The organism is Neolewinella sp. (assembly GCF_965214665.1).
In the GTDB taxonomy this organism is placed as follows: Bacteria; Bacteroidota; Bacteroidia; order Chitinophagales; family Saprospiraceae; genus Neolewinella.
Genome location: NZ_OZ243970.1, coordinates 948,164 through 971,231, shown reverse-complemented (window position 1 = coordinate 971,231; position 23,068 = coordinate 948,164). Strand labels below are relative to the sequence as shown.

Sequence of the window (23,068 nt, the reverse complement as noted above, 5' to 3'; positions counted from 1 at the left end):
GTGAAGGTGCTCGTCCTATACATCGGCAAAACCGCCGAGCGGTATCTCCAGCAGGGGGAAGCCGTGTACCAAAAACGCCTGGGGCACTACCTGCCCATCGCCTTCGAGATCGTCCCCGACGTGCGCGGCGGCGGTAAGCTGCCGGTGGAACAGCTACGCGAACGGGAGGCTGAGGCGGTGCTCGCCCGCCTGCAATCTACCGACCGACTGATTCTGCTCGATGAGGGGGGAGAGCAGTTCACCAGTGAGGAATTTGCCACCTGGCTCGACCGTGAGCTACAACGCCCCGCTCGGCGGCTGGTGTTTCTGGTAGGAGGTGCCTTCGGCTTCGCTCCCCTACTCTATAACCGTGCCGATGCTAAGCTCAGCCTCAGCAAGATGACCTTCAGTCACCAAATGGTGCGCCTATTTTTGACTGAGCAGCTGTACCGGGCCATGACCATACTACGTAACGAAAACTACCATAACCCGTGAGTGCTGCGGATCTCATCCGTTCGTTCAAAAGCTTTGTCCGTGAAGAAAAGCTGTTTACTCCGGGCACCCACCTGCTCGTAGCCGTCAGCGGGGGAAAGGATAGTACCGTACTTGTTCACCTGCTCCGTGAGCTAGGGTATACTATATCTCTGATTCACTGCAATTTCCACCTGCGGGGCAAAGACTCTGATTTGGATGAGCAGTTCGTACGTGATCTAGCGAGTCGCCATGAGCTAAAAATTCACGTAACGGACATCGACCTTTCGACTGAGGCTCTACCCCATGAAAGTGCGCAAATGGCAGCGAGAAGGTTGAGATATTCCTATTTTAAGAAAATTTTGGATGAGTATAATGATTACGAAGTTACAGTAGTTACCGCCCATCAACTTGAGGATGCTTTTGAGACCGCCCTGATCAATTTTCTCCGGGGTACGGGACTAGCGGGACTGAAAGGTATTGCCCCTAAGTACCATACTACCGTTCGGCCTCTGTTGGGAAGCTCACGGTCTGAAATTGCTGCCTTCGCCCGGGAGCGCGGCATCGTTTGGCGAGAAGATACCAGCAACGCGACCGAAGCCTATCTGCGCAACCGGGTACGTCACCAGCTTCTTCCAGTATTTGACGAGTTAGGATTGACAACCACGGTACTGGCGCGCAACCTACGCCGGCTACGCAGCGAATCCTCATTTTTAACATCAGCGCTAACCTCCTGGGCGGCCGAGGTGGTGCAGCGTACAGGGGAAGAAACGTCGGTGGACCGCAGTTACTTCGATCATATGTCTGCCGCCACGACCGAGTTACTACTCCGGCACGCTACCCCCTTTGCCGGCTTTACCCCGGAGCAGTACCGGCAAATGGTTACAGTCGTGGGTACCCGACAGATAGCGGGGGAAAGCACCCTGGCCCACGTCACCCCCACGACTTTTCGCTTCACCCCCCTACCCGCTGCCCGGGAGGTACGGTCTGTAAGTTTCACCGGATTACCCTTCGTATACGAGACGACGGAGTGGTACTACCTCTTCGAAGAGGTTCAGCGGCCCGAAAAACTAAATCATCCCGAATTTTTGTACGTGCACCCACCCGACTTTCCCCTGCACCTGCGGCCCCGCCAAAGGGGAGACCGCATGGTTCCGCTCGGGATGGGGGGGAAGCGTAAAAAACTTAAAAAGGTCTTTCAGGACCTTGAACTGACGGGCTTCGAACGGGCCGAACAACTGCTGCTGTGCACTGCTGATGGAGTCATCCTAGCTATCCTGGGGTACTGTATCGCGGAACCCGCCAAAGTACTGCCGGAGGACGAGCACGTGCTGAGAATTAGCTGGCAACACAAAGGCCCCGAAGCACGCTAGGTACTCCGGGGCCTGTTTATCAGGAATTTACGGTGAGCTTACTCGGGCACCTTCGTAGGATCGAGCAGGTCGTAGAACTGGTTCAGACGGGGCAGCAGGATGATGCGGGTACGCCGGTTGGTGGACCGGTTTTCGGGCGTGTCGTTGGCGACCAGTTGATTGTACTCGCCGCGGCCGCTGGCGATGAGGCGATTGGGGTCGATGTCGTACTTGTTTTGTAACGCCTTTACTACGGCGGTAGAACGGAGCACGGATAGGTCCCAGTTATCCTTCACGCAGGCGGTATTGATGGGCACGTTGTCGGTGTAGCCTTCGACCATGAGATCCAGGTTGGGGCGGCTCTTCGCAATCTGGGCGATCTTTTCGAGTACCTCGCCAGCGCGGTCGGTGATTTGGTAGCTGCCGCTCTTGTAGAGCATCTTGTCGCTCAGGTTGATGTACACGACGGTCTTGTCGACCTTGATGTCCACGTCCTGGTCCTCGATGCCCTCGCGCAGCACGCTCTTGAGGTTGACGGCCAGCGCCAGGTTGATGGAGTCGGCCTTGGACTTGGCCTCCTGGAGCAGTCGGATGTACTTGTCCTTGCCCTCCAGCTGCTGTAGGGTGTTTGAAATATTAGCGTTGGCGCCCTGGCTGAGCACGGTGAGGTCACCGACCTGCTGCAGCTGAGCGTCGCGCTGCTTGCGCAGGTCCTCGATTTGTTCCTGGCGCAGGTTGGCCTGGGTCTCGGCGGACTTGACCTGGTTGGTAAGTTGGAGTTCCTTGCGCTCACACTCGGCCAGTTGCTGAGCGTAGCGGTTGATCTCCTGATCGCGCTGGGCGAGCAACTGGTCGCGGCTCGCCACCTCGGCCTGGGCGCTTTCCAGCTGTTTTTTGCTCACGCAGGAGGAAAGCCCCACGGTAAGCATGAGAAGAAGAAGGGTAATCTTTTGCATAATGAGCGGTTGAGAGTATTTGGTTGCCGCAGCGAGGATTTGGTACGCCGGCGGACAGTCGTAAACGCTAATGTACAACGACGGCAGCGTGTGCGTGTAGTGTCTTACCACCTAGTGAAATCAAATAGTAACCCGCGGGAAGCCCACCAAGGTCCAACCGCAGCCCGGCCGTACTGGCAAAGACCGGCTCGTAGACCACATCAGTAACGTACTGACCTACTGCATTTAACATCCTGACACTCAGTCCTTCAGGCAATACAAGTTGATTAATTAGGAGCACAACCGGGCCGGTTGTGGGGTTAGGACTAATGGAAGTTACCACTAAATCCTGTGGGTCCGGGGCAGGACACGAAGCGGCCAGTAATTCATGTGCCGCAGCTACCTCCAGTACACCCCCGGTGACGGTTTTACCGCTAAGGCTAGCGTTGGCCACGGTGCCCTCCAGGATGGCATCACGCACCAACCGAGCCGCCACGGCCGGCCGCTCGAATAGGGTTGCCACCAGCTGCGGACACGCCGTGGCGTAAAGCAGACTGATGGCCCCGGTCACGTAGGGTGCCGCGGCACTCGTGCTGCCGAAGGGGCCATAGCGATCCCCCGGTCGGGTGGTGTAACTGCCCTCACCGGTAGCGGCTAGATCGACCTGACTTAGTCCATAGGCGGCCGTAGGCTGGAGCTCATTATGCAGCCCTACGTTGGTCACCGTGAGGAGGAACTCGCTCGGGCAGTCCGTCGGCATATCTTCCGTCAGGTCGACGTCGATGGGTGCGTTGGCTACGCTAGCTGCGGTGAGTACCCCTACCTCCCCCAGCCGGTCGTACATGGCCCCCCAGACCGGAAAATCGGCACACGTAGCCCCCTCCACCCCGAAGCTGGCATTGGTGGCGGCTACGAAAGCTCCCCGTGCTCCTCTACTTTCGTTGAACGCCCGCCGCTGGTCCACCACGTACGTATAGGCCTGCACGATGTCGGCCACCGTACGTATGCTGAAGAGCATGAGGTGGGCCTCCCAGTGGGTACCGGCTACCCCGATGCCGTTGTCACCCACGGCCCCCACGATGCCCGTCACCTGGGTCCCGTGGGCATTGATATTGTACTCCCCCCCCAGGCTGTCGATAAAGTTGAAACCGTGTACATCGTCGACGTAGCCGTTGCCGTCGTTGTCCACTCCGTCGCCGGGTACCTCGCCGGCATTCACCCAGAGATTGTCGCGCAGGTCCTCGTGCTCGGCATCAAACCCAGCATCGAGCACGGCCGTGACGATGGGCACACCGTTCGGTAGACTACCCCCGGTCGTCTGGTCCCAGAGCTCCGGAAACCCAAGCCGTTGCAGGTTATCCTGTCGGTCGTAGTCCGGGTCGTTCGGAGCACGGCGCGGCTGCACCGCCCAGTTGTACTGCACCGTAACCAGCTCCGGGTGAAACCGCAGGTGCCGGTACACTCGCTCGGCTTCGGCAGCATCGGTAAAGCGCAGGAGCGTGTGGGTAGGCGTCAACTGCCTTACCTGGCCAGAAGTCCATAAAGACCGCTCTCCCGCCGTAGGCCCAGCCTCCCAGTCACAGATCAGCTCGGTCGCAATGCGTTGTGCTCCGGCACCTCCCCACCCGACAATACTTGCGAGTACGACTAGCCACCGCCAAAGTGCGCACCGTTTACACCTCACTCCGCCGCAGTAAGCGTTCCCCTACAATGCGGGCCCGGTAGGCCACCCCGGCCATCCAGCCGCCGAAGAGCGTCCAACCAATGATGGTGGGGTAAAACACCATACGCATGGTGTTGTCCAGGTCCTCCCCGCCCATGGCCGGGTTACCCTCCGCACCGGGGTGCAAACTCGTCGAGGACATCCGCGGCAGGATATAGATCAGCGGAATCAGGCAGGCGAACGCAAAGATGTTGTACACCGCCCCCAGGCGTCCGCGCTGTTCCGGGTCGGGGAAGGCCGCCCGCAGCACGAAGTAGCCCGCGTAGATCAATAGCGCGATCAGGGTGGTGAACTGCTTGATGTCCCAGTTCCACCAGCTGCCCCAGGTGTATTTGGCCCACACCGCCCCGGTGAGCAGCCCGAGTACGCCGAAGAGCATGCCCACCCCGGTGAAGACCACCGACCAGTGATCGGTGCGTTCCAGGCGGCTCAGCTCGCTCAGCGATACGGTAGCGGGCAGCGTCCCGGCGTCGTTGCGCGCCTTGATGCGCAGGTGCTTCACGGCGTACACCACCGCGGCAATGAACAAAAACATCATCGCAAACCAGAGGCTCACGTGAAAGTAGGTATTGCGGATCGTCTCGCTCAGCAGCCCCCGGTAGGGAAAGGTGAAGGCGGTATTCTTCGTCAGTTCATCACCGCGCAACCCATCGTGAAGCCACGCTTCCCGGTAGCGGGCCGGGGCCGCCGGTGCCACGCGCTGGCGAACGGTGACCGCATTGGGAACGACGAACGTTCCGTTGGCCGGCCCACTCACGATCAACGACATGGCGTGGCCGCTCGTCTCCGAACTAGGCAGGTAATCGGGAAAGCGGAAGGTAGCCGTGGCCCGCCGGTCATCAACGGCGGTAACCGACGCCGCAGCGAGGGAGTACAGCGTATCGTCCAGCGAAACATTTAGCCAGGCCCTGGTTGCACCCCCATCCTCCAGAAACTGTGTATTGTAGCCTAGCAACTCAAAGGACTGGTTCTGGCCGAGCTCGGCCGCGGTGGGGCTTACGCGCACCAGGTTGGGCTTGAGGGGCACGAGCAGACCGGCCACCAGGGCGTAGACCAGGACCGCTACGCTGAGTAGTTTCCACCAGTGCTGCCGCATTAATCGTTCCATGGTGCAAATTTACGGCCGGCGTACCGCCCTGGGGGCAGGGTGACGGACAAATGACACCCCACAAACCAAGGCCCCCGCCCGGGGGTTAACTTTACATTCCAACCTGTAGTTCCCCTTATGGCGCTTGATCTCCACACCGGTATCGTACTCCTCGCCGAACCCTTCATGCTCGATACAAACTTCAAGCGGGCCACCGTGCTACTGGTCGAGCACACCAACGAGGGTAGCCTGGGGTTTATCCTGAACCGCAAGGTCAATATGCGCGTGGACCGGTTGGTGGATGATTTTCCGGACTTCGATGCTCCCGTGTACTACGGGGGGCCGGTAGCTACCGACACCGTGCACTACCTGCACCGTAAGGGGGAGTTGATCGAGGGTAGCGAGGAGGTGTCGCGCGGTATCTTCTGGGGCGGCAACTACGAGCAGCTCAAGGCGCTCATCGGGCAGGGGGTACTCACGAGCCGCGACGTACGCTTCTTTGTGGGGTACGCCGGCTGGTCTCCGCAACAGCTGCTCGAGGAGCTCCAGGGGGGCAGTTGGGTACCCGCCACGATGTACCCCAACTACTTATTTAAGACGCGCCCGGAGCGGCTCTGGTCGCAGGTAATGTCCAACAAGGGCAACACCTTTTCGGTCATCGCCGAGATGCCCGAGGACGTACACTTCAATTAGCCATTTCGATTCCCGTGGTACATTTGGTTTATGAGCCACTCCACGATCGAGGCCGCCCTGCGCACGTTGCTGATGGAGGAAGGCCGGGTGTGCCTGCCCGGCATCGGCACCCTGGTCGTCGAAGCCCAGCCCGCCCTGGTCAGTCTCATGGAGGGCCGTGCCTCTCCCCCGTCCAAATACGTTAGCTTCAACGCTAACCTGATCACCGACGACGGCCGACTGCGCCAAGAATGCGGAGACCCCGTCGCGGTTACGCGCTATCTGCAGCAGATCGATGCGACGCTGCGGGAGGAAAAGCCCTTTACGCTGGCGGGCATCGGCAAACTCTACCGGCAGGACCGGCACACGATCCGCTTTATCCCAGGCGCCACCAACCTGAGCAAGGAGAGTTACGGCTTACCCACCGTAGAGGTGCACCCCATCATTCGTAAAGAACGACTGGGTCCGGCGGCCGCACCGGCGGCAGCCAGCGCCGATCGCCGCAGGCACCGGCAGGTGACCGCTAACCCAGCAACCGGCCGGTCCGCAGCCGGGCGCCCCTCCCCTACCTGGGCCTGGTATCTGGCCGCGATCGTAGGCACGCTGCTTGCCGTTTTTCTGGTGTTCCGTCTGGCGGGTACCATCGGCCTACTGCTCGAAGACGAACCGGAACCGCTTACGCCGAATCATACTGCCGACGGGCTGGTGCCCCCGATCTCCGCGGAGAATATCGCACCCGCCCCGCCCCCCCGCCTACCCCCCTCCACCGCCGCCGCTGCAACTCCGGTAGCGGAAAACGAGGCGATCATCATCATCGGACTCTACGGCCGGGAGCGTAACGTACGCAAACAAGTAGGTCGCCTGGAGGCAGCCGGCTACGTGCCGTACACCAGTCGGGAGGGCCGCAATACGCGGGTGGGCCTACGCCTGCGCTACGGAGACGAGGCAGAACTGCAACGGGTGCTGGACGAGGTACGGGCCCGTTATACCCCGGAGGCCTTTGTCAGCCAGGTCAACGGAGCGGAGCGACGGCCCCAGTGAAAAGGCCCCGATCCGGTGAGGGATCGAGGCCGAAATAGAACTTAGGAAGTTCGGTGCCGGAGGGGGGAGTCGAACCCCCACGCTCGCAAAAGCACACGCCTCTGAAACGTGCGTGTCTACCAGTTTCACCACTCCGGCGGGTCTAGCGGGGCGCAAAGATAGTGCGCCGCTAAACGTATGCAACAAAGGGAGCCAACTTTTTCGACCCCTCACTTTTCGTACCGCCAGTGGGAATCGAACCCACACTCCCGGAGGAACTGGATTTTGAATCCAGCGCGTCTACCAATTCCGCCATAGCGGCCGGTACGAATACGGTACAAAAGTAGGCAAGCCGCAGCTAGCCCACAATGAGTTCGCCCATTAAATCATACTCCGTTGCCCCGGTAATCCGCACCGTCACCAGATCGCCCGTACGGAGGTAGGCCCCCTCGGCCGCGATGTGCACCTCGTTGTCTACGTCCGGACTATCGTACTGGGTGCGGCCCACGTAGCTGGCCCCCTCCTTGCGGTCGATGAGCACGGTAGCCACCTCCCCCACCCTTGCCAAATTGAGCTCGTAGCTGATCTCTTGCTGGATAGCCATCAGGCGGTTGGCCCGGTCGGCCTTGACCCCGGGGGGTACGTCGTCGTCCACGGCATACGCCCGGGTATCCTCCTCGTGGCTGTACTGAAACACACCGAGCCGCTCGAAGCGCATCTGCCGTACGAAATCGCACATCTCCTCGAACTCGGCCTCCGTCTCACCGGGGTAACCTACAAGGAAGGTAGTGCGGATAGCAATACCGGGTACGGCGCGGCGGGCGTACGCGATGAGCTCCGTCGTCTCGGCGCGGGTGACCTGGCGGCGCATGCGCTGAAGCACGGCGTTAGATCCATGCTGGAGGGGGATGTCCAGGTAATTACACACCTTCGGCTGGGCGGCCATCACGTTGAAGATGTCGCGGGGAAACTTCGATGGGTAGGCGTAGTGTAGGCGGATCCAGGCAATACCCTCCACGGCGGCCAGGGCTTCGAGCAGCGTCGGAAGCATGCGCCGTTTGTACAGATCCAGGCCGTAGTAGGTGAGCTCCTGGGCGATCAGGATCAGCTCCTTGACCCCCGTGCGGGCAAAGTGCTCAGCCTGGCGGACGAGCTCCTCGATGGGCCGGCTCACGTGCTCGCCCCGCATGAGGGGGATGGCGCAAAACGAGCAGGTCCGGTTGCAGCCCTCGCTGATCTTGAGGTAGGCGTAGTGCTCGGGGGTGGTGATAAAGCGCTCACCGATCAGGTCGTGCTGGTAGTCAGCCTCCAGGCGGGCCAGGAGTCCGGGGAGCTCCATGGTGCCGAAGTAGGCGTCGACCTCCGGAATTTCGGCCTCCAGGTTGTCCTTGTACCGTTGGCTCAGACAGCCCGTGACGTAGAGCCGTTCGATCTCGCCGCGCGACTTGCGGTCGGCGTAGTCTAGGATGGTGTTGATGCTTTCTTCCTTAGCTAGGTCGATGAAGCCGCAGGTATTGACGATGACGATGTTGGCCGCCTCGTTGCTGTCGTGGGCTACTGCATAATCGTTGGCCTGTAGCTGGGTGATCAGGTTCTCGGAGTCCACCAGGTTTTTGGAGCAACCCAGGGTGACTACGTTGACTTTATCAGGCCGTAAGGTCTTAGTTTTCATGCACTCGCGCTTAGCGGCCGCAAAGGTACGCTAAATGCCGGGCCCGCCCTAGTCCTCCAAAAACTCGATGCTTCGTTCGGCGCTACTTAGTGCGTCCGGGGAGTAGTTATTGTCCTGCTCGTAAAAGCAGTAGGTGACGCCTGCCTTCTGCCCCTGTCGCATTAGGGCGGGGATGTCCAGCCTGCCGGCCCCCAGCTCGGTAAACTTATCCGCCGGCATGCTCTCAATGGTCACGTAGGGCTGGGGCAGATCGACGAGGTTCTTGATGTGCAACAGACTGACGCGGTTCTTGACCGATTCCAGTACCTGCGCCGGATCCTGCCCCGCCATAGCCGCCCAGCCTAAATCGAGTTCGAAGGGGAGCAGGCTGCCGTCCATGTGTTCCTTGAGCAGCTCCCAGCCGGTGGTGCCGTCCACGGGCTCCCACTCGAAGTTGTGGTTGTGGTAGGCCATATTTAGCCCCGCCGCCTGGGCCTTCATCGCCGCGTTGTTGGCCGATTCGATGTGGCGCTTCCAGTCATCGGCGGTCTTATGCTCTTCGGGGAGCATGTATCCGAAAATAAGGTGGGAGAGCCCGCCCGCGTTAGCCTGTTCCAGTATCTCTTCGACCGTGATGCGCGGTGCATCGGGCAGCAGGTCCCAGCGCCCGGTGATGGCCGTCCACTGGATGAAGCTACTATTGACGGCGAGTCCGTACTCATCGCAAATCGGCTTGAGGCGGGTGATGTCACGCGTGTCCATCAGTTCCACCTGTTGGTAGCCCAGGTCGGCCAGTGCCTGTAGGGTAGCCCGGGGGTCGGCAGCCATTTGCTCGCGCACCGTCCAGAGCTGAATGCCGAGCGTATCGAGATAAGGCACTGCAGTGGTGGTCTCGTCGGTTGCCATGGTATCCGTGGTTGCGGGGGTATCAGTGGGGGTGCTATGCCCGCCGCCGCCACAGCCTAGGAGGCTAAAGCCAGCGGTGGTAAGTACAGATTGGTAGATAAAGGAACGGCGGCTACTACTATACATGAGGGTAAGCTTTTGCCGGTAAGCTACGGCACGGCTACGGAAGTTTTGATCTCGGCACCGGCCGCCCGCATCTCCGTGATGGCAGCGTCTACGTCCCCCGGAGCCAGCTCGACGCCGCGGGTGGCGTCCTCCAGAAGCATGGTGGTAAAGCCTTCCCGAAGAGCATCCAGTACGGTGTACTTCACGCAGTAGTCGGCGGCCAGGCCCATCACGTGCACCGTATCCACCCCCTGCTCCCGCAGCCACTCGGCCAGTCCCGTTGACTTCCGGTGCCCGTTGTCGTAAAAGCCGGAGTAGCTATCGATGTCTGGATCCGTGCCCTTCTGAAAAACCCTGGTGATGCCGGTCTGATCAAGCTCCGGTACCAACTCCGCCCCCCAACTTTCCTGTACGCAGTGAATGGGCCAGAGCACCTGCGGCAAGCCGTCGAGCTCGATCATCTGACCGGGTTTGCGCCAGGGGTGGTTGGCGGCGAAAGAGCCGTGGTTGGCGGGGTGCCAGTCCTGGGTAGCTACTACAATGTCGTAGTGTGGCATCAGTCGATTGGCGATGGGTACCACCTGATCTCCCTCCTTGACGGGGAGCATGCCACTGGGCATGAAATCTACCTGGAGGTCTACAAGGATTAGGGCGGTCATGACATCTACGTTTGTATCGTAAAGATAGCTTAATATTTAAACTAACATAAAAAACTAAGGCCGAGTGGCCTCTGGCCCGAGCAGAGCCAACCCGCCGTCACGTATGCTAGGGCCAGAGGCCGCTCGACCTTGGTACGTGAGGGTGCCACTCGACCTTGCAGGGCCTACCTTTGCTAGTGCCCCCCACCATGTCCACCGCACCCCCGATAGCTATCGGGGCCTCGCCCCATAAGCTACCCCCGTGAAGTTCACCGACTACCCGCTTTCCCCCGCCCTTAAGGCTAGCATTGCGCGGCAGGGTTGGCGGCGACCGACCGATATTCAGTACCGTGCCATCCGGCCAATCCTGGAGGGGGAAGACGTGCTGGCGATCGCGCAGACGGGCACGGGAAAGACCGCGGCCTTCGCCATTCCGATCCTCCAAAAGCTCCAGGAGCGGAAGGAAACGCAGTGGCGGGAAACCGGCATCGGCTGCCTGGTCATGGTACCCACCCGGGAGCTGGCCCTGCAACTGACCGAGGTGTTTACCGCCCTGGCGCAGGGGACGGGGGTACGCGTACTGGGCCTGACCGGCGGAGTAGAGATCGAACCCCAGATCGCCCGACTCACGAAGGAGCTTGATGTACTCATCACCACGCCGGGGCGTATGTACGACCTACTCGGTCGCAAAGTACTACGCCTGGAACGTGTGGATATACTGGCACTTGATGAGGCTGACCTCATGCTGGACCTGGGCTTCATCGAGGATATCCGCGGGGTGATCGGTCACCTGAAACGGAAGCACCAAACGCTGTTTTTCTCAGCCACGATCAACGAAGAGATTAAGAAATTAGCCTACTCGCTAGTGCGCAATCCGATCCGCATTCAGGTCTCACCAAAGGACGCGGTAAGCAAGAATGTCGATCACGCCGTGGTCTTCATTGCCATGGACGACAAGCGTTTTTTCCTCGAACGCTTCGTGAAGGAGAACCCGGAGGCCAAACTGCTGGTGTTTGCGCGGACGCGGGTGCGGGCCGAACGGGTAGTACAAGCCATGGCGCGCGTCAATATCCCGGCCCTACTCCTGCACGGAGAATTACAGCAGGCGGAGCGGGAAACCGCCCTCACCGCCTTTCGGGCCGGCGAGCAGCGCATGCTGGTCGCCACCGACGTGAGCGCCCGGGGCATCGACATCTCCGATGTGACCCACGTGATCAACTACGATCTGCCCGAGCAGCCCGACTACTACGTGCACCGCGTGGGACGCACCGGGCGGGGCAAGCAGCGGGGGGTAGCTTACAGCTTCTGCGCACCGAAGGAACTGCCCCTGCTACAGGCTATCGAGACCTATACCGGCACCCCGATTCGGGTGGTAGAAATGGACCGCAGTGAATACCGTGAAACGCTGACGCTCACAAAATTAGACCGCCTTGGATTACAGGACTTGCTGGCAGAAACCGAGGAAGTGATGCGAAAAAAGAAGGGGCGCAAGAAAGGCTAAACTTTAACACAAATTATTGGAAGAAGATAATTGCGTGTACCTACAGGAAAGCCGTGAGTATGCTGGGGCTTCGGTACTCACCAAATGTTATTCTGAAATAGTGGCATTAGGACGTATTGTGCCGAATCATATTCGCCGGTGCTGTTGCGCGCTACCCGAAATACCCCGATCTTTGCGGTGAATTTGAGTATCTCAGTAACCCCCCCTGACCATGAAAACCTCACAAACCCCGCGCCCGACCCGCAGCACCCTGCTGAACCGCCGCCTCAACCGCGCCGTGGCGGCCTCTCAGCTCGGCAATCCAGATGGCTTACGACTGGCCTCGCGCCGGAGCAAACTCCCGAAGGCACACCGCTACGATGTAGCCATCGCGCTGGCCGGTAGCCTACTGATCGTATTACTAGCTTTTCTACTGGCTTACTAATCTAGTGCGTGATCTTTCCCGGACGGGTACGCTACCTCATGTAGCGTACCCGTTTTTCGTTACCAGAGTTGGTGCACGGTGGGTTTCACCAGCTCGTCGTAGATCGCATTCATCTCCTGCAGCTGTTCCTGGCTTAGTGTCGGACGGTCCACGGCCGCCACGTTGCTGCGCAGGTGCTCCACCTTCGATGCGCCGGGAATGATGCAGCTCACTTCCGGAAAACTCAGTATCCACTGTAGCGCGATGGGTGCCAAGTTCTTTTCGTCAGGGAACAGGGCCTTCAGTCGATCCACGGCCTGTAGTCCGAGCTCATAATCAACGCCGCTAAAGGTCTCCCCCTTATCGAAGGCCTCCCCCTCGCGGTTGAAGTGGCGGTGATCACCCTCCCCGAAGGTGGTCTGCTCGGTGAATTTACCGGTCAGCAGTCCGCTAGCCAGGGGCACCCGCGCGATGACGCCGATGTCGTGCCGCTTCACCAGCTCAAAGAAGAGCTCCGTAGGCCGCTGCCGGAACAGATTGAAGATAATCTGTACCGTAGCCACGTTCGGGTACTCCATGGCCTTGATCGCCTCCTCCACCTTCTCCACGCTGACGCCCAGGTGCTGGATCTTTCCCTCCTCCCGCAGCCGGTCGAAGAGTCCGAAGATTTCCGGTCGGTAGTACACCTCGTTGGGGATGGAGTGCAGCTGGATCAGATCGATCCGCTCGATCTGCATGCGCTGTAGGCTCTCCTCGACGTACTTGCGCAGCGCCCTGACGTTGTAGTTCTCGTTGGTGTGGGGACTAATTTTGCGCCCACACTTCGTGGCCACGTAGATGTACTCGGAGCGACTGCCCACTACCCTGCCCACGGCCTTCTCGCTTAGCCCATCGGAGTACACGTCGGCCGTATCGATAAAATTGATGCCGCTATCGATCGCCTCGTTAATGATGTGCTCGGCCTCCCGGTCGTTGAACGGTGCTCCCCAGGTACCCCCCACCTGCCAGGTACCCAGGCTCACCTCACTTACGTCCCATCCGGTCTTTCCTAATCTACGGTACTTCATTTGTCTGCTTTTCCCCTCTAACCGGGCGGCGGGGCGCAGGTGCGACGCGGATTAGGCGAAATCGAGTTCGAGGCGGCCCTCGTCGCGGCTTTCGAGTACCGATTGCCCTCCCCGCAAGAAGCCGTCGACGGCACGGGCACACTCGCGGCCCTCGGCGATGGCCCAAACCACCAGGCTCTGCCCGCGGCGCATGTCACCGGCGGCGTACACCTTCGGTACCGAGGTCTGGTAGTCGTGCTCGGGACTGGCGGCAACGTTCTTGCGGTTGTCTAGTCCAACGCCCAATTCGTGCAGTAATCCCTCGTGCTGGGGGTGCATGAATCCTGCGGCGATGAGTAATAGTTGACAGGGTAGTTCCCGTTCCGTACCGGGGATCTTCACGAAGGTGTTGCGGCCGGTCTGATCGCGGCCCCAGCGGATATTGACGGTCTTTACGCCACGGAGGTACCCTTCCTCGTCCTTCACGAACTCCTCGGTCAGTACGGCCCACTCCCGCTCGCAGCCCTCCTCGTGGCTGGTGGAGGTGCGCAGCATCATCGGCCAGTTGGGCCAGCTATCGGCGCTGCGCTCGCTGGGTGGCATGGGCATGATCTCGATCTGGGTCACGGAGCGGGCACCGTGGCGGTTGCTGGTGCCAACGCAGTCGGCTCCGGTATCCCCGCCGCCGATGACGATCACGTCCCTATCGCGGGCGTGGATCTCATAGGTGTCCGAGAGATCGTCGCCGGCCACGCGCTTGTTGTTCTGCTCCAGGAACTGCATGGCGAAGTACACCCCCTGCGCCTCACGCCCGGGGCTGGGGATATCGCGGGGGATCGTAGAGCCTCCGGCCAGGACCACGGCGTCATGGTCCCGTACGAGTTGCTTGGCATCTACGTTCCCGCCCACCTCAGCGTTGGTGCGAAACTTGATGCCCTCGGCCTCCATGAGTTCGATGCGGCGGTCAATGACCCACTTTTCGAGCTTGAAATCGGGGATACCGTAGCGGAGCAGTCCACCGATGCGGCTGTTGCGCTCGAAGACGGTGACGGTGTGGCCGGCCTTGTTGAGCTGAGCGGCAGCGGCCAGTCCCGAGGGACCCGAACCAATCACGGCTACGGTTTTGCCCGTACGACTTGTGGGCGGGTTGGGCCGAGCGTAGCCCCGCTGAAAGGCCTCCTCGGCAATGCTCTTTTCAATGTGCTCGATGGCCACGGGCGGTGCGTTGATGCCCAGTACGCAGGCAGCCTCACAGGGGGCCGGACAGATACGGCCCGTAAACTCCGGAAAGTTGTTGGTACTGCTCAGGATCTCGAAGGCCTCGCGCCAATCTTCTTCGTAGACCGCGTCATTGAACTCGGGGATGATGTTGCCGAGCGGGCAGCCGCTGTGGCAGAAGGGCACGCCGCAGTCCATGCAGCGAGCGGCCTGGGTAACCGTGCGCTCCTCAGACATCGGCTCGTAGAGTTCCTGCCAGTCGGTCTTGCGCAGCTGCACGGGGCGCTTGCCGGGTAGCTCCCGGTCGTACTTGAGAAATCCGCGCGGATCAGCCATGGGGTAGTTCTTTTGGGGGGAGTTAAACGAGTTGAGCCACCTTGAGCTGCACGTTGGGCTGCTCGCCCTTGCGTTCGAGGACGGCCTTGTAGTCGCGCGGCATGACCTTGACGAAGTGGCCCAGGTGGTTAGACCAATCATTGAGCATGTCGAGCGCGCGCTTGGAGCTGGTGTAGCTAAAGTGGTTACGCACCATCTGTTGGACTAGATTCTGGTCAAAGTCCGTGAGGTCTTCCAGGTCGACCATCTCGGTATTGAGCCGTCCGTGGAAGCTGCGGTCTGGATCGTAGACGTAGGCCATGCCGCCGCTCATACCGGCGCCGAAGTTTTTGCCGGTCTGACCGAGCACCGTCACTACCCCGCCGGTCATGTATTCGCAGCCGTGGTCACCGAGCCCTTCCACGACGGCCTTCACCCCGGAATTACGTACCGCAAAGCGCTCGCCGGCCATACCCTTCAGGTAGGCCTCGCCGCCGGTGGCCCCATAAAATGCTACGTTGCCGATGATGATATTCTCGTGGGGATCGAAGGTCGAAAGCCGGTCCGGCACGATGATGAGGCGGCCGCCGCTGAGTCCCTTCCCGAAGTAGTCGTTGGCCTCGCCCTCGAGCAGAAACTCGATGCCCTTGGCCGCAAAGGCTCCGAAGCTCTGTCCGGCCGAGCCCCGGAAGCGGAACTTGATGGCCCCGTCGGGCAGCCCCTCGCCGTGGAAGCGGCGGCTGATCTCGTTACTGAGCATCGTGCCGGTACTGCGGTCGGTGTTCTTGATGTCGAAAGAGCCGGTGACCGGTTCCATCTCCTCCAGGGCGATGCGGGCGGCGCTGATGAGGCGGCGGTCGAGGACGTCGGCGATACCGTGGTCCTGTTCGACGCGCTTGTAGAGGCCTACGGACTCATCGGCTACCTCCTTGTACAGGATGGGGCTAAGGTCCAGGCTGCGGTACTTCCAGTGCTCGACCTCGCTGTTCATCTTCAGGAACTCCACACGGCCCACCATCTCGTTGACGGTACGGAAGCCGAGCTCGGCCATGATGGAGCGCATGTCCTCGGCCAGGAAGCGGAAGAAAGTAATGATGTGCTCCGGGTCGCTGTTGAAGCGCTTGCGTAGCTCGGGGTCCTGGGTGGCGATGCCGACCGGACAGGTGTTGAGGTGGCACTTGCGCATCATGATGCAGCCCTCGACGATGAGGGCGGCGGTGGCTACGCCGTACTCCTCGGCCCCGAGCAGGGTGGCGATGACCAGGTCGCGGCCGGTGCGGATCTGCCCGTCGGTCTGTAGGGTCACCCGGTCACGCAGCTTGTTCTTCACCAGCGTCTGGTGGCTCTCGGCCAGGCCTAGTTCCCAGGGCAGTCCGGCGTGGCGGATGGAGCTCAGCGGACTGGCCCCGGTACCACCGTCGTGACCACTGATGAGGATGGCATCGGCGTGGGCCTTCGCTACTCCGGAAGCAATAATACCTACCCCGGCCTTCGAAACCAACTTGACGTTGATACGGGCGCGGCGGTTGGCGTTCTTAAGGTCAAAGATGAGCTGAGCCAAATCCTCGATGCTGTAGATATCGTGGTGGGGCGGGGGCGAGATCAGACCTACGCCGGGGGTAGAATTCCGCACCCGTCCGATCCAATCGTCCACCTTATGACCGGGTAGCTGGCCGCCCTCTCCGGGCTTCGCGCCCTGGGCCATTTTGATCTGTAGCTCGTCGGCGTTGGTCAGGTAGTGGCTCGTAACCCCGAAGCGGCCGGAGGCCACCTGCTTGATGGCGGAGCGCAGGTTGCGGCCCTCGCTATCGAGCTTAAAGCGCACCTCGTCCTCCCCCCCCTCGCCGGAGTTCGACCGGGCACCGATCTTGTTCATCGCAATGGCCAGCGTCGTGTGGGCCTCCCAGCTGATGGAGCCGAAACTCATGGCCCCGGTGGCGAAGCGCTTCATGATCTCCTCGGCGGGTTCTACTTCCTCGATCGGGACGGGCTCGGTCTTGCGGAAGGTAAGCAGCCCGCGGAGGGTCAGTGCCTTTTCCGTCTGCTTATTAATCACGTCGCGGTACTTCCCGTAGGCCTCGGCGTCGTTCTTGCGGGCGGCTACCTGTAGGTAGTGGATGCTCTTCGGATTAAAGGTGTGGGCCTCGCCGCGCCGCTTCCACTGGTAAATGCCGCCAACTTCGAGCTTGGGGTTGGCGACGAATTCTTTGGGATAGGCAAGTTCGTGTTTGACCAGCGCCTCGTTGGCTAGTCCGTCGTAGCTAACGCCCTCGATCCGGCTGATGGAGCCACGGAAGCACTCGTCGACTACCTTGTGGTTCAGTCCCAGGATTTCGAAGATCTGCGCACCCTGGTAACTCTGCAGGGTGGAGATACCGATCTTGGACATGATCTTGAGCAACCCTTTGCCCACCGCCTTACGGTAGATACGTATCACATCGCGCAGCTCGTAGCCCTCCTCGTCGAATACGTTACGGGCGTGCAGGTCGGCCAGGGCGGCATAGGCCATGTACGGGTTCACCGCGCTGGCCCCGTAGCCGATCAGCGTGGCGAAGTGGTGAGTCTCCCGGACATCGCCTCCCTCCACGACCACCGAGGTCTTGGCGCGCAGGCCATGTTCCACGAGGTGGTGGTGTACGGTGCCCATGGCCAGCAGGCTGGGTACGGGAGCATTGTGGCTGTTGGCTTCCCGGTCGCTAAGGACGAGAATATTGTAGCCGCTGCGCACCATACTTTCGGCCTGGGCCTTGATGTGTTCCACGGCGGCGTGGAGGCGACCCGCCTGACCATCGGCGGGAAATAGGATGTTGATCACCCCGGCGCGGAAGTCCTTGTGGTGTAGCTCCCGTAGTTTGGCTACCTCGTCGTTGGACAGGATGGGCGTGTCGAGGTGGATGTAGGTGGCATTTGTTGCACCGGGTTCCATGACGTTGGCCGAGCTCCCGAGCATGGCGTAGAGCGACATCACGCTGCGCTCCCGGATGGGATCGATGGGCGGATTGGTCACCTGAGCGAAGAGCTGCTTGAAGTAATTGGCAATGTGCTGGCTCTGGAGGCTCAGTACGGCCAGGGGAGTGTCACTGCCCATGGAGCCAATGGGATCCGTACCCTCCCTGATCATGGGCTCGAGCATTACGCTCAGATCCTCCTTGGTGTAGCCGAAGAGCTGCAGGTTACGGAAGAGCGTCTTCTGGTCCATGCTAATTTCGGCCTTGCGCGACAGGGGCAGGGTCCTGATGTCCTGCTTGTGCGTATCGAGCCAGTCGCGGTAGGGCAGTCGTTGGCAGATGATCTCTTTAAGCTCCCCATCCCCAATCATGCGGTGCTCCTGCAGGTCGGCCACCAGGATGCGGCCGGGTTGCAGCCGTCCCTTTTTGACCACCCTGCGCTGATCGACCTTGAGCGCGCCGGCCTCGGAGGCTACGATCAGGGTATTATCGTCGAGTAGGCAGTAGCGGCTGGGGCGTAGTCCGTTGCGGTCGAGGGTAGCACCCACCAGGATACCGTCCGTAAAGCAGATCGAGGCCGGCCCGTCCCAGGGCTCCATCAGCGCCTTGGAGTATTCGTAGAAGGCTTTCTTGTAGTCCGGCATGTCGTCGTCGTGCTGCCAGGCCTCCGGGATCATCATCATGAGCGCGTGCGGGATGCTCATGCCATTCATGGTCAGAAATTCCAGCACGTTGTCGAAGTTGGCGGAGTCCGATAGGCTGGTTCCACACACGGGAAAGATCATGTTGAGCTCTTCTTCCGAAAAGTTGGCCGTCTGCCGGATCAGGCTCTCCTTCGAGCGCCACCAGTTGACGTTGCCCTGCACGGTGTTGATCTCTCCGTTGTGGGCGATCATGCGGAAGGGTTGGGCCAGTTTCCACTTCGGCACCGTATTGGTACTAAAGCGACTGTGCACGAGGGCGATGGCCGACTTGTACCCAAGGTCCTGCAGATCGGCAAAGAAGCCCGGCAACTGCCAGGTCGTAAGCTGTCCTTTATATATGATGGTCTTGTAGCTGAAACTACAGAGGTAAAACTGATCGCGAGTCTCGGGGTAGGTATCGTGAATCCGGTGGGTGGCGAACTTGCGCAGCACGTAGAGCTTCCGTTCCAGGTCGGCGGGGGCCAGGTCGGTGCGGGGGGCAACGAAGATCTGCTCGATACGCGGCTGGGCCCCCACGCTGGTGGGCCCCACCTCCTCGGCGTCGTGGGGCACCTTGCGGTAGGTGATGACGTCGAAGCCCAGCTCGTCGCAGTAGTCCTCAAACATGAAGCGGCAGCGCTGGCTGAGCTCCTTCTCTGCCGGCAGAAACAGTTGACCCACCCCGTACTTCCCGAAGGCCGGCAGCTCCTTGCCCATCTCCGAGAGCTTGCGGCGGAAAAACTCATCCGGGATCTGGGTCAGGATCCCAGCCCCATCCCCTGAGTTGGGCTCGCAGCCGCAGGCACCCCGGTGCTCCATGTTGGCAAGCATGGTCAACGCATCCTTTACGATATCGTGGCGGGCCTCCCCGTTCAGGTTAGCGATAAAGCCCGTACCGCAGGCATCGGACTCTAGCTGCGGCGTGTACAGGCCGGGCTGCCGGGGCGTGGTGTGTTGGTATTGCATCTACTGGTCGTCTTTTGGAGCGTGGGATCTTACCCCCTGGTTTGCCAAGATAGCTTACCGAGTGATCGTTTACAACGTTCCACGGGCGTTTGATCATGCAGCGATAGGCTTTCAGACGGTGTGCATACACACTGTAAAATCTACATTCAGAATTATAAATTTTGCATCTACCTAGATTGCTAGGTAAAAATTCTTTATAACCTCTGTACCATACTATTAATGATGTTACGTGAACCGATACCCTCTTTCTTGACCAGATAAATATTTGTGCCTACACCAAAATTTATCGGTCCCCATCCCTTACGCACCTAATGTTCCACGGGGTAACTTTGCTCCGTCGAACTTTTCGAAAATCACCACGCATTGAGTACCTTCACCCCATGCCGAAGCCAGTTTACGAGGAACCCCGGGCGTTGACCGACGTAGCGGAATTTCACCGCACCTTCGCCCTACCGGTCCTTTCCTCTCCTACCCTGCCGCCGGCCGACCGCTGCCGCCTACGGTTGAACTTACTACAGGAAGAGCTTGACGAACTCAGGGCCGCCATTGCCAGCCATGATCTGGTGGAGGCAGCCGATGCGCTGGCCGATCTACAGTACGTACTCAGTGGTGCGGTGCTTGAATTCGGGTTGGCCGACCGCTTTGCCGCCCTGTTCCGGGAGGTACACCGTTCCAATATGAGCAAAACCTGCGCCACGCCGGCAGAAGCCGAGGCCACCCTGGCGCACTATCGTGCCCTCGGCCAGGACGGACACGTCGAGCCCTCCGGCGAGGCCTACCTCGTCTACCGCAGCTCCGACAATAAGGTGCTCAAAAACGTCCATTACTCACCGGCCGACCTGGTCAACCAACTCAAATAAGATGCAGGATGGCTTTCGCCACCGCGGTCAGCGCAAGCGCCTCATTGATCGGCTGCGCGAGCGAGGGGAGTACAGTGAGCGGGTACTCTCCGTCATGGCCAATCTGCCACGCCACGCCTTTCTAGATAGCAGCTTTGCCGAGTGGGCCTACCGCGACGAGGCCTTCCCCATCGACTGTGAGCAGACCATCTCCCAGCCCTCTACCGTAGCCTGGCAGAGTAGTGCCCTACAGTTGCTGCCCCGCCAGAAGGTCCTGGAGGTAGGCACCGGTTCCGGCTACCAGGCTGCCGTACTGTCGTTACTGGGCGGACGGGTCTTCACCGTAGAGCGTCACAAACCCCTCTACCAGAAGGCTAAGCTCACGCTCAAGAAATTGCGGCTCGACCGCGGCATCCGATTCTATTTGCGGGATGGCCACCGGGGGGTACCGGAGCTGGCCCCCTTCAGCCGCATCCTCGTCACCGCCGGGGCCATAGAAATACCCCAGGTGCTCGTGGATCAGCTAGAAGTGGGGGGTCTGATGGTCATCCCAATCGGTGGCGAGGAGGATGATCAGCAACTGCTCCGCATCACCAAAGTAGCGGCCGACAAGACCGTTCAGGAAGAGCTCGGGCTGTGCCGCTTCGTGCCCTTCCGCCGCGGCGTCGCCTGACTTAGTCCCGCAGTGCCCAGCAAGCGTTGCACGGCCATGGCCGCAGCATCCAGCTTCCCTGCCCCGCACCGCACCACCGTCCAGCTTGCCGGCAGATCGTCCCGCAGGGGCCGCTTGCCCAAATGCAACACCGTCACATTCGCAAGCCCGTACAGCGCCCGGTACCATTCCGTGGATTTCATCGCCACGCCATCACGCACTACCACCACCGTAGGCACCGCAGGGGCGGCCGCGACCGCAGGTGCAATACGGCTCGTAAGGCCAATAGGCTGCACCTCGCCGAAGAGGCCAGTGAGCGCCACCAGCCGATCCGGTCGCCACCGTGGGTGATAAATGAGGCGCAACTTACGCGCATCGTTCATCTCCCCGTTGCTAGTCCGAGCAGCTTCACCTCCCCCCGTACCCCAACCCGTTCCAGAACAGAACAGTCCAATCGCTAACACTAGAATCCACTTCGCCATACCTAACTAACGGTACCAGGGTATACGCATTACCTCCACCCCAAACGGTAACATTACCTTGCTCCTTTACTCCTGTCCCCCCTTGCCTATGGACCCGTTCTGGATTTCCTTCTCCGTACTCGTACTCGGCGTAGCGATGGGAGCACTCGGCGCCTACCTTTATCTCCGCCAGCAGGCTGAGGTGACTACGCTAGAACGTGAGCAAGAATTGCGCATCGAACTCAGCAGCCTAGGCGCTACGCACGAAGCTCTGGTAGCGGAGAATCACGAGCTGCGTACCGAGCTGACGACCGCCCGCCAGCAATCAGCCGCCCTACGGGAGCAACTTGCCGATTTGCGTATTGCCCTCAGCCAGAGTAAGTCCGCCGGCGAGCAGCTCCACCAGCGTCTCGATCTCCAGGACGCGGAGATGATCCGTCTACAGCGTACCTCCGAGGCGCACTTCGAGCGCACGGCCGAGCGGCTGCTCCGGGAGAAAGGACGTAGCATGACCGAGCAAAACTCCGTGCAGTTGAGCAGCCTCATCACCCCACTGCGCGAGCGCATCCAGGACTTCGAGCGGCAGATCAACGAGCGCTTTACGGAGCAAACCCGCGATACCGTCAGTCTGCGCCAGGAGATCGTAGGCCTCAGCAAACTCAATAGCCAGCTCAGCGAGGAGGCTAATAACCTGGCCGGTGCCCTACGCGGTAACACCAAAACCCAGGGTGACTGGGGCGAATGGCAGCTCCTGCGGCTCCTGGAGGCCAGTGGGCTACAGGACGGGGTACACTTCCGCACCCAGGCCAGCTTTGGCGATGCCGAGGGACGGCAGAAGCGTCCCGATTGCATCATCCACCTTCCCGAAAATAAGCACCTGGTGGTGGATAGTAAGGTGTCCCTAGTAGCCTACGAACGCTACTGCGCCTGCCAGGATGGGGACCTAACCGCGCGTCGCCAACACGCCGCCGATCACCTGCGCAGCCTGCGCCAGCACGTTACCGACCTGGCCGGTAAGAACTACACCGAGCTCGATCAGCTCAACACTCCGGACTTCCTGTTCCTGTTCGTTCCCATCGAGCCGGCCTACGGACTGGCGCTGACCACCGATCAGACGCTATTCAACGAGGCGCTGAACCGTAATGTGGTCATCGTCACCCCCACGACCCTACTCTCCACCCTGCGCACCGTGAGCTACCTGTGGAAGCAGGACGACCAGAGGCGCAACGTCCGCAGGATCGCCCGCCAGAGTGGACTGCTCTACGATTCCATGGTCGGCTTCGTGCAGGACCTGCAACGCATCGGCCACCGGCTCGACCAGGCGCAGCAGTCCTACCAGGATGCCTTTCGCAAGCTCTCCCAGGGGGGTAAGCCGGGAGCTACTATCTTGGGCCGGGCCGAGCGGATCCGTAAGCTGGGGGCGAGCACGAAGAAGCGGCTCGATCCGGGATTGCTGTCCGAAGAAGAATAGATACTCCACGTATAAACCTACTAGAT

The 23,068-nt window shown here is 60.4% G+C and carries 19 protein-coding genes and 2 tRNA genes; 9 read left to right on the top strand and 12 right to left on the bottom strand.

Going from position 1 to position 23,068, the window contains the following annotated elements; genetic code table 11:
* Positions 1-474 carry a 23S rRNA (pseudouridine(1915)-N(3))-methyltransferase RlmH gene (locus ACOOHD_RS04420; protein WP_420460358.1) on the top strand — a complete coding sequence of 158 codons (474 nt, stop codon included), beginning with the start codon at positions 1-3 and terminating at the stop codon, positions 472-474.
* On the top strand, positions 471-1,823 hold the full coding sequence (gene tilS / locus ACOOHD_RS04415; protein WP_420460357.1) for a tRNA lysidine(34) synthetase TilS: 1,353 nt from the start codon (positions 471-473) through the stop codon (positions 1,821-1,823). Before ACOOHD_RS04420 ends, tilS begins: the two co-directional genes overlap by 4 nt.
* A 38-nt stretch (positions 1,824-1,861) precedes the next feature.
* Here the strand turns inward: tilS and ACOOHD_RS04410 are convergent, their stop codons facing one another.
* The 3 genes from ACOOHD_RS04410 to ACOOHD_RS04400 form a co-directional block, all read right to left on the bottom strand.
* Positions 1,862-2,758, bottom strand: a complete 897-nt coding sequence (locus tag ACOOHD_RS04410) for an OmpA family protein (RefSeq protein WP_420460356.1) — start codon at positions 2,756-2,758, stop codon at positions 1,862-1,864.
* 67 nt (positions 2,759-2,825) lie between these two features.
* Complete coding sequence (locus ACOOHD_RS04405) at positions 2,826-4,253, bottom strand: S8 family serine peptidase (RefSeq protein ID WP_420460355.1); 1,428 nt, start codon at positions 4,251-4,253, stop codon at positions 2,826-2,828.
* Between the two features lie 157 nt (positions 4,254-4,410).
* On the bottom strand, positions 4,411-5,568 hold the full coding sequence (locus ACOOHD_RS04400) for a cytochrome c biogenesis protein (protein WP_420460354.1): 1,158 nt from the start codon (positions 5,566-5,568) through the stop codon (positions 4,411-4,413).
* 117 nt (positions 5,569-5,685) lie between these two features.
* Here ACOOHD_RS04400 and ACOOHD_RS04395 point away from each other — a divergent pair, with 117 nt between their 5' ends.
* Together ACOOHD_RS04395 and ACOOHD_RS04390 are read left to right on the top strand one after the other, a co-directional pair.
* Complete coding sequence (locus ACOOHD_RS04395) at positions 5,686-6,240, top strand: YqgE/AlgH family protein (RefSeq protein WP_420460353.1); 555 nt, start codon at positions 5,686-5,688, stop codon at positions 6,238-6,240.
* Between the two features lie 30 nt (positions 6,241-6,270).
* Positions 6,271-7,260 (top strand): hypothetical protein, encoded by a 990-nt coding sequence (locus ACOOHD_RS04390; RefSeq protein ID WP_420460352.1) that lies wholly within the window; start codon positions 6,271-6,273, stop codon positions 7,258-7,260.
* A gap of 54 nt (positions 7,261-7,314) precedes the next feature.
* Here ACOOHD_RS04390 and ACOOHD_RS04385 read toward each other — a convergent pair.
* The 5 genes from ACOOHD_RS04385 to pncA all read right to left on the bottom strand — a co-directional run bounded on the left by ACOOHD_RS04385 (position 7,315) and on the right by pncA (position 10,560).
* Positions 7,315-7,398: transfer RNA gene (locus tag ACOOHD_RS04385), tRNA-Leu, on the bottom strand.
* An 81-nt stretch (positions 7,399-7,479) separates the two neighbouring features.
* Positions 7,480-7,561: transfer RNA gene (locus tag ACOOHD_RS04380), tRNA-Leu, on the bottom strand.
* A gap of 36 nt (positions 7,562-7,597) precedes the next feature.
* Positions 7,598-8,911 carry a 30S ribosomal protein S12 methylthiotransferase RimO gene (rimO, locus tag ACOOHD_RS04375; RefSeq protein WP_420460351.1) on the bottom strand — a complete coding sequence of 438 codons (1,314 nt, stop codon included), beginning with the start codon at positions 8,909-8,911 and terminating at the stop codon, positions 7,598-7,600.
* 48 nt (positions 8,912-8,959) lie between these two features.
* Positions 8,960-9,922: a sugar phosphate isomerase/epimerase family protein gene (locus tag ACOOHD_RS04370; RefSeq protein WP_420460350.1), complete on the bottom strand. Its 963-nt coding sequence runs from the start codon at positions 9,920-9,922 to the stop codon at positions 8,960-8,962.
* Positions 9,923-9,945: 23 nt separating this feature from the next.
* On the bottom strand, positions 9,946-10,560 hold the full coding sequence (gene pncA / locus ACOOHD_RS04365; RefSeq protein WP_420460349.1) for a bifunctional nicotinamidase/pyrazinamidase: 615 nt from the start codon (positions 10,558-10,560) through the stop codon (positions 9,946-9,948).
* A 241-nt stretch (positions 10,561-10,801) separates the two neighbouring features.
* Here pncA and ACOOHD_RS04360 point away from each other — a divergent pair, with 241 nt between their 5' ends.
* Positions 10,802-12,040, top strand: coding sequence for a DEAD/DEAH box helicase (locus tag ACOOHD_RS04360; RefSeq protein WP_420460348.1), 1,239 nt, complete (start codon positions 10,802-10,804; stop codon positions 12,038-12,040).
* A gap of 211 nt (positions 12,041-12,251) precedes the next feature.
* Positions 12,252-12,464 (top strand): hypothetical protein, encoded by a 213-nt coding sequence (locus ACOOHD_RS04355; RefSeq protein WP_420460347.1) that lies wholly within the window; start codon positions 12,252-12,254, stop codon positions 12,462-12,464.
* A 59-nt stretch (positions 12,465-12,523) separates the two neighbouring features.
* Here ACOOHD_RS04355 and ACOOHD_RS04350 read toward each other — a convergent pair whose 3' ends face one another.
* From ACOOHD_RS04350 to gltB, 3 genes are read right to left on the bottom strand one after another with little or no spacing between them, the layout of a single operon-like run.
* A complete protein-coding gene (locus tag ACOOHD_RS04350) occupies positions 12,524-13,510 on the bottom strand; it encodes an aldo/keto reductase (protein ID WP_420460346.1) in 987 nt (328 codons plus the stop codon).
* 51 nt (positions 13,511-13,561) lie between these two features.
* Positions 13,562-15,043: a glutamate synthase subunit beta gene (locus ACOOHD_RS04345; RefSeq protein ID WP_420460345.1), complete on the bottom strand. Its 1,482-nt coding sequence runs from the start codon at positions 15,041-15,043 to the stop codon at positions 13,562-13,564.
* Between the two features lie 22 nt (positions 15,044-15,065).
* A complete protein-coding gene (gene gltB / locus ACOOHD_RS04340) occupies positions 15,066-19,619 on the bottom strand; it encodes a glutamate synthase large subunit (protein WP_420460344.1) in 4,554 nt (1,517 codons plus the stop codon).
* A 380-nt stretch (positions 19,620-19,999) separates the two neighbouring features.
* On the opposite strand from gltB, the gene ACOOHD_RS04335 reads away from it, so the two are divergent.
* Positions 20,000-20,479: a hypothetical protein gene (locus tag ACOOHD_RS04335; RefSeq protein ID WP_420460343.1), complete on the top strand. Its 480-nt coding sequence runs from the start codon at positions 20,000-20,002 to the stop codon at positions 20,477-20,479.
* A 1-nt stretch (position 20,480) separates the two neighbouring features.
* On the top strand, positions 20,481-21,131 hold the full coding sequence (locus ACOOHD_RS04330) for a protein-L-isoaspartate(D-aspartate) O-methyltransferase (RefSeq protein ID WP_420460342.1): 651 nt from the start codon (positions 20,481-20,483) through the stop codon (positions 21,129-21,131).
* Here the strand turns inward: ACOOHD_RS04330 and ACOOHD_RS04325 are convergent.
* Positions 21,077-21,592, bottom strand: coding sequence for a hypothetical protein (locus ACOOHD_RS04325; RefSeq protein ID WP_420460341.1), 516 nt, complete (start codon positions 21,590-21,592; stop codon positions 21,077-21,079). The genes ACOOHD_RS04330 and ACOOHD_RS04325 overlap by 55 nt on opposite strands.
* An 88-nt stretch (positions 21,593-21,680) precedes the next feature.
* Here ACOOHD_RS04325 and rmuC point away from each other — a divergent pair, with 88 nt between their 5' ends.
* Positions 21,681-23,042, top strand: a complete 1,362-nt coding sequence (rmuC, locus tag ACOOHD_RS04320; protein WP_420460340.1) for a DNA recombination protein RmuC — start codon at positions 21,681-21,683, stop codon at positions 23,040-23,042.
* The last annotated feature ends 26 nt before the right edge of the window (positions 23,043-23,068 follow it).